Annotated in this window: 4 protein-coding genes; all 4 read left to right on the forward strand. The window is 42.4% G+C overall.

Translation table 11 applies throughout. The features are described 5' to 3' along the window. Positions 1-715: RNA-guided endonuclease InsQ/TnpB family protein (locus PN447_RS02185; protein WP_442867067.1), on the forward strand; the 715-nt coding region annotated here is incomplete at its 5' end. Between the two features lie 121 nt (positions 716-836). Then, a complete protein-coding gene (locus PN447_RS02190; protein WP_271760448.1) occupies positions 837-1835 on the forward strand; it encodes an NAD(P)/FAD-dependent oxidoreductase in 999 nt (332 codons plus the stop codon). Positions 1836-1991: 156 nt separating this feature from the next. Then, complete coding sequence (locus tag PN447_RS02195; RefSeq protein WP_271760450.1) at positions 1992-4091, forward strand: hydantoinase/oxoprolinase family protein; 2100 nt, start codon at positions 1992-1994, stop codon at positions 4089-4091. Between the two features lie 62 nt (positions 4092-4153). Continuing rightward, positions 4154-5716: a hydantoinase B/oxoprolinase family protein gene (locus PN447_RS02200; RefSeq protein ID WP_271760452.1), complete on the forward strand. Its 1563-nt coding sequence runs from the start codon at positions 4154-4156 to the stop codon at positions 5714-5716. Positions 5717-6097: the final 381 nt, after the last annotated feature.

Raw genomic sequence — 6097 nt, forward strand, 5'->3', positions numbered from 1 at the left:
AATGCCAGATGGAGGGGTGATTAAACAGGCACGTGTAGTTAAGCGTGCCTCTGGGTGGTACGTAATGTTAACAGTACAGTGGGATGTAGCCGTACCCCAACCTCTACCACATGGGGAACCAGTAGGAATAGATGTCGGTCTCACGAATTATATAGCAACTTCTAAGGGTCTTTTAATCAAACGTCCGAGATTTTTTGTAGATGGCGAACGCCAGCTGAAATTGCTGCAACAGCGTGTTTCCAAAAAACGGTTAGGCTCGAACAATTGGCAGAAAGCACAAAAGAAGGTTGCTAAATTACATGAGTACGTTGCTAATTGTCGTCAAGATTGGCACAGAAAGTTGTCTCATCAAATCTGTGACAACGCCGGAATGGTGTTTGTTGAAGATTTAAATTTAGTTGGTTTGTCCCGTTCAATCCTGGGTAAACATTGCTTGGATGCTGGATTTGGTCAGTTTTTTAATATCCTTCAACAAACCTGTTTAAAGCGCGATGTCTATTTTCACAAGGTAGACTCACGTAAAACCAGCCAAATATGCCCTAATTGTGGAGTTGAGACTGGTAAGAAAGAACTGTCGGAGCGTACTCATGTTTGTTCAAATTGCGGGTATAAAACAGATAGAGATGTTGCAGCCGCTCAGGTAGTCGCTATACGTGGACTTGCAGCCGTGGGGCACACGGTCAAGATGCTTGGGGTTAGCGGAGCGGCGCGTTAGCGCGGGTAAATTCATTGGAATCCCCGTGAAGCAAGAATCCCCCGGCTTCTAGCCGTGGGGAGTGTCAATATTAGCAATTGTTGGTCATTGCTCATCCCTAGTCCTACAGAGTCAAGAATTTATGACTGATATTGCCATAATTGGTGCCGGAATGGCAGGTTTAATATGCGCTCAACGTTTAACTGAGGCTGGATACTCGGTTGTGGTCCTCGAAAAGTCCCGTGGTTTCGGGGGACGACTCGCTACCCGTCGATTACATGGAACTTGGGCAGACCATGGGGCTTGTTATTTACAGCCTCAAGGTGAATTATTCGCAAATTTGGTACAATCTTTATGCGATCGCCATATCCTAGAGCTATGGCAAGATCAGCCTCAACCCCGTTATATTGCACCCGCGGGAATGAGTACCATTGGTAAGTTTCTCGCCCAAGGTTTAGAAATCCAACTCAATCAGCGGGTCACAGCCATTCACCCTCATTCCGCAAATACTTGGGGTCTGACTCTTGAATCTAGCGCCCAATTAACAGCCACCGCCATAGTTCTCGCTATCCCCGCTCCCCAGGCTTTGGCACTTTTGTCCCCATTGGGCGAACCTATTTTGGGTAAAGCATTTTTGGATAATTTGACCTCTGTAGAATTTTATCCTTGTATTACTGCGATCGCAGGATATCCGCCTACATCCCCACTACCACCTTGGAAGGAGCGGAAATTTACAGATGAGCCGGTTTTGGGATGGATGGGTTTAGACAGCAGCAAACGCCCCCATCCTCAACAACCTGTATTTGTCTTGCAAAGTAGCGCTAATTTTGCCCAACTACATTTAGAAACCCCAGATTTACAACCAGTTGCACAGGAGATGTTGCAAACCGCCGCCCACAGTTTGGGGCTTCCTTGGCTAGCAACACCAGACTGGATGCAAGTACATCGCTGGCGTTACGCTTTTCCCAGTCGTCCCTGGCCACATCCTGTATTATCTGCCCAAAGTCCCCTACCTTTAGTATGTTGTGGTGATTGGTGTGGTGGTAATCTTACTGAAGATGCCATGATTTCTGGAATTGCTGCATCTGTAGAAATTAATCATTACTTGCGCCAGTTACCAGATATATCAATTCTCACATAGATTATGGCATTTCCCATGCTCGTGAGGTACAAATTTTTTTAGTTTGAGGGAACAGGGAACAGGGAACAGGGAATAGGGAATTGGTGTTTACTTCATGAGCCTGAAAAAGGCTTTATTATAAATCTTCTGATTATATACCATAGGGTAAATTGATAAATGTTAAAAGTATTTGCTGACCGCGGTGGTACATTCACAGATATTATTGCTGTCACTAATAGCCAGACAATTATAGATAGGCTCTCAGGGCATACAGAACGTTTTTTGATAGTTCCTCTGACACCTCAAGAATGGGTTATTGTCTACAAATTACTTTCAGAGAATCCCACACAATATCAAGATGCAGTTATCCAAGGTATTCGGGATATTATGGGTCTTTCAACTCATGAACCCATTCCCCATACAGCCATAGAAGTAGTCAAAATGGGGACAACTGTCGCCACCAATGCACTGTTAGAAAGGCAAGGAGAACGAGTAGTTCTACTGATTACCAAAGGGTTTAAAGATGCCCTGCGTATTGGCTACCAAAACCGCCCTGATATTTTTGCCCGTCACATCATCTTACCAACGATGCTTTATGAACAAGTCATTGAGGTAGAAGAACGCTATGATGCTCATGGCAACGAATTAACACCTGTTAATATTACACAATTACAACAGGATTTACAAGCAGTTTATCATACAGGTATTCGCAGTTGTGCGATTGTATTTATGCACAGCGATCGCTATCCCCAACATGAGCAACAAGTAGCAGCCATTGCCGAGGAAATTGGCTTTACACAAATTTCTGTATCTCACCAAGTTAGCCCATTAATAAAACTAGTCAGTCGAGGAGATACAACTGTCGTAGATGCCTACTTAACCCCAATTTTGCGCCGCTACGTCAACCAAGTAGCCAGCCAATTACCAAATGTTAGATTAATGTTTATGAAGTCTGACGGCGGCTTAGTAGCAGCAGCACAATTTCAGGGAAAAGACAGTATTTTAAGTGGACCTGCAGGCGGTATTGTCGGTGCAGTTCAAACTAGTAAAAGAGCAGGTTTTAATCTAGTAATTACCTTTGATATGGGGGGAACCAGTACAGATGTTGCCCATTTTAAAGGAGAGTATGAACGCCAATTAGATTCTGAAATTGCGGGAGTGCGAATGCGAGTTCCCGTATTATCAATTCACACTATTGCAGCTGGTGGTGGTTCCATTCTCATCTTTGATGGTTCTAGCTATCGTGTCGGACCAAAATCCGCTGGTTCAAATCCCGGCCCGGCTTGTTATCGTCAGAGTGGACCTTTAACTGTGACAGATGCAAATGTCATGTTAGGTAAGATACATCCTCAATATTTCCCCTCCGTCTTTGGTACTGATGGCAATTTACCTTTAGATAAAGATATTGTCATCCAGAAATTCCAGCAATTAGCACAAGAGATTACCACTGTTACAGGAAATTACCTTACACCCGAACAAGTAGCAGCCGGATTTATGGCGATCGCTGTGGAAAATATGGCTAATGCTATTAAAAAAATCAGTCTACAACGAGGTTATGATGTCACCCAATATGTACTTTGCTGTTTTGGTGGTGCTGGTGGACAAGTCGCCTGTTTAATTGCGGATACTTTAGGGATCAAACAGGTATTTCTGCATCCTTATGCTGGTGTTCTTTCCGCCTATGGTATGGGACTAGCTGATGTGAGAGCCACCAGAGTAGCAGGAGTAGAACAGCCTTTAAATCAAGACTTAATACCTCAGTTAATGCAGTTGATGGAGTCATTAGAAACCCAAGCAATAAGTGAACTCAGTCAAAATGAAAGTAGCGTTGAAGCAGCAGTAATTCAAAAACTGGATGTGAAATATGAGGGGACTAATTCTACTTTAAGCATTGATTTCAATTCAGATGTCATGGTCATGCACACAGCATTTATAGATGAACATAAATCTCGCTATGGTTTCATTCAACCCGACAAGCCCTTGATTGTAGAATCTATTTTCGTAGAAGTAATTCAGAAAATGGATACTCCCGAAGAACCTGTAATTAGTCGTACTCGTCCTATAGAATCACCCCCTGAACCGGTGGAAATAGTTAAGATATTCACTGGGGAAAAATGGCATGATACCCCAGTCTACCGCCGTGAAGATTTACAATTGGGAGATTTAATAAATGGTCCGGCTATTATTGTGGAAAAGATTAGTACAATTGTGGTTGAACCTAACTGGCAAGCAAAATTAAATGAGTGTAATCATTTAATTTTACAACGTGTATCTTAATTAATTAAAAATTCAAATTTATCTGTAAATTTACCTTTAACATCAAATAATAGAAATTAAAAATGTACGCCACAAATCAACCAGATCCAGTCCGTTTAGAAATATTCAAAAATCTCTATCAATTCATCGCCGAACAAATGGGGATTGTGCTGCAAAATACTGCGGCATCAGTGAACATTAAAGAAAGATTAGATTTCTCCTGTGCTATTTTCGATTCTTCAGGATTATTAGTCGCTAATGCTCCTCATATTCCCGTACATTTAGGGTCAATGAGTGAAAGCGTCCGCAGTTTAATCAATGACAAAGGCGACACCATCAAACCAGGTAATGTCTATCTATCCAACAACCCCTATAACGGTGGAACACACCTCCCAGATGTCACAGCTATTACCCCCGTATTTTTAGATGACACTTTGCCCTCTACCCTGACCAATGCGCTGTTCTACGTTGCTTCTCGCGGACACCAAGCCGATATTGGCGGTATTACTCCTGGTTCCATGCCTTCCCACAGTACAAAAGTAGAAGAAGAAGGGATTTTATTTGATAATTTTCTTTTAGTTGAACAAGGAATTTTTCAAGAAACCCAAGTAACAAATTTACTCTCTAATCATCTTTATCCCGCTCGTAATCCCCAACAAAATATAGCTGATTTTAAAGCACAAATTGCAGCCAATGAAAGGGGAGTCAAAGAATTACAGAGAATGGTTGCTCAATATGGACTGGAAACTGTCCAAGCATACATGAAATTTGTTCAAAATAATGCCGAGGAATCAGTAAAAAGAGCAATTGAAGCCCTGAAAGATGGGTCATTCATTTATGAAATAGATAGCGGTGCCAAAATCGAAGTTAAAGTCAGAATAAACAAAAAAAATCGCAGTGCAACAATTGATTTTACAGGCACATCTGGGCAACTAAGCAGTAATTTTAATGCCCCCAAGGCTGTAACTCAAGCAGCGGTTTTATACGTCTTCCGCACTCTAGTTAATGATAGTATCCCCCTGAATGCCGGGTGTCTGAAACCTTTAGAAATTGTCATTCCTGAAGGCTGTATGCTCAACCCCAGCTACCCAGCCGCAATTGTCGCAGGCAATGTAGAGACATCACAAAACATCGTTGATGCTTTATATGGTGCGTTGGGTGTGAGTGCTGCTTCTCAGGGAACGATGAATAATTTTACTTTCGGTAATGAGCGTTATCAATATTATGAAACCATCTGCGGTGGTTCCGGCGCAGGGGCTAACTTTGATGGTACTGATGCAGTTCAAACCCACATGACTAACTCCCGCCTGACAGACCCAGAAATTTTAGAAACTCGTTATCCCGTCTTGTTAGAAAGCTTTTGTTTACGTCCCAATAGCGGAGGTAAAGGCAAATATTCAGGTGGTAACGGCGTGATTCGCCGGATCAAGTTCCTTGAACCAATGACAGCTAATATTCTGTCTGGACATCGCCGTGTTCCTCCCTTTGGATTAAATGGGGGAGAACCTGGTCAGGTGGGGCGCAACTGGATACAGCATCAAGATGGAACACAAGAGGATTTAGGCAGCACAGCAACAGTGCAGATGCTACCGGGAGATGTTTTTGTGATTGAAACCCCTGGTGGTGGTGGGTTTTATCAGTCGTGAGGATTCCTGAAAATGCCCTGTCAATGGATAACCTCAATCCCTCTGGTTTGGGGGGTAGGGGATGACAAAGATAAGATTTCAGCTACTTGGACATACTTAGCATTGTCAATGTTATCCTAGTCTTGCAACTAGCTCCTCAAGCTTAAACTCCTCTACTTCTTACCTTAACAATGACTATCATACCATTGAGCTAGTCCTAAGCTGACTATTTTATAGACAAAACTATACTTATGTTGACAAAAATTGACATAAGTGAGTTAAGAAAATCGCCCACTTGATATATAATCCTACGATATCAAGTATTGAATTAAGACTATTGCCAACGCGAAAACCAAGCAATGATAGCGGTAGTCTTTCTTGTAAATCTTAAGAGAAATATCG

Origin of the sequence: Anabaena sp. CS-542/02, assembly GCF_028331085.1 — a bacterium.
In the GTDB taxonomy this organism is placed as follows: domain Bacteria; phylum Cyanobacteriota; class Cyanobacteriia; order Cyanobacteriales; family Nostocaceae; genus Anabaenopsis; species Anabaenopsis arnoldii.

Coding starts and splice junctions, on each gene's coding strand:
- PN447_RS02190 (WP_271760448.1), top strand. CDS start 837: ATGACTGATATTGCCATAATTGGTGCCGGAATGGCAGGTTTAATATGC.
- PN447_RS02195 (WP_271760450.1), top strand. CDS start 1,992: ATGTTAAAAGTATTTGCTGACCGCGGTGGTACATTCACAGATATTATT.
- PN447_RS02200 (WP_271760452.1), top strand. CDS start 4,154: ATGTACGCCACAAATCAACCAGATCCAGTCCGTTTAGAAATATTCAAA.